The sequence below is a fragment of the Xanthomonas sp. 3058 genome, from assembly GCF_014199765.1.
Taxonomy (GTDB): Bacteria; Pseudomonadota; Gammaproteobacteria; order Xanthomonadales; family Xanthomonadaceae; genus Xanthomonas; species Xanthomonas campestris_B.
On sequence record NZ_JACHOF010000060.1, the window covers coordinates 1 to 1,139 of the forward strand.

1 protein-coding gene is annotated in these 1,139 nt (G+C 61.3%); it reads left to right on the top strand.

Annotation, left to right across the window (positions count from 1 at the left end; translation table 11 throughout):
* Window positions 1-1,016 (top strand): hypothetical protein (locus GGR61_RS20930; protein WP_184623857.1); only part of this gene is annotated, 1,016 nt, incomplete at its 5' end.
* Window positions 1,017-1,139: the final 123 nt, after the last annotated feature.

Below are 1,139 nucleotides of genomic sequence, written 5' to 3' on the forward strand. Positions count from 1 at the left end.
CCGTCACCGGCCATTCCCTCGGCGGCAATCTGGCCCAGGTCACTGCGCACCACTTTGGTCTCAAGGGCGAGACCTTCAATGCATACGGCGCGGTTAGCTTGGACCGCCGTATTCCCGAGGGCGGCACCGATGTCATCAATCATGTGATGGCTGGCGATGCGGTCAGTGCTGCCAGCAAGCATTACGGCCAGGTCAAGCTCTACGCCACCCAGCAGGAGATTGTTACACTGGAAAAGGCTGGTTACGACAACACGCGCAGTGTGCTGGACGTACGTAATCCTATCGTTGCAAAGAAGTTGGGCGACTCGCACCGCATGCACAACTTCCTGCCGGAGGATGCCAACGGCAAGCCAGACCGCTCGGTCCTGGAAGACCCCAAGGCGCAACAGTTGGCGCACAAGTTTGCGCCGATGATCGACAAGTACCGTGATGACGTGGAGGTGTTGCGCGGCAGCGTGACCTTGGGTGTACGCGGTAATTATGGCCTGGCGGACGATGGAATCGATGCCTTGCGTGGCACCCTAGCACCCGGCGCCGGAAGTGCAGAGATGGCGGCGGCACGCTGGCAAGAGGTACAGCAGCGCATACAAAACGATCACGCACCGACGTATGTCGCGCCAGGCTGGAAAATGCCGATAGTCACATCTGGCAGCGAAGTTGCTGCACCGATGGCACCGCCTGGCCGGTTTGGCGAGCCTGCATCCGCATCGGTTCCCAACGACCCGCTTTACCAGGCCATCCACAGCAAGCTCCCCGCAGGCACTTCGCCGGCAGAAGCCATGTACGCCACAGTCGAGGCCAAGCGTGCAGGCATCCTGCGCGTCGATCAGCTGCAAAGCGTGACGTCGCATCAAGACAATGTCTGGATCGTCGGGCATACACCCGGCTTCCGGGTCAAGGTGGATCTATCAGACAGCGTGCCTCCCCTGCAGGAGAGCATCCGTCAGTCGCAAGCACTGGATACGCAGCGGTCGCAGCCGGAAATGACCCAGCAATCGCCTGCACGTGTAATGTAAGGCCATGATCGAGCGGGTCGCACCCATGACTGCCTCAATGCCGACTGTCACAGCAGCCCGGTGTGCGCCGCGTGCGACAAGCCGGTTGCAGCCGCTGGCGGACGCCAACCTCGGCGACTTCGT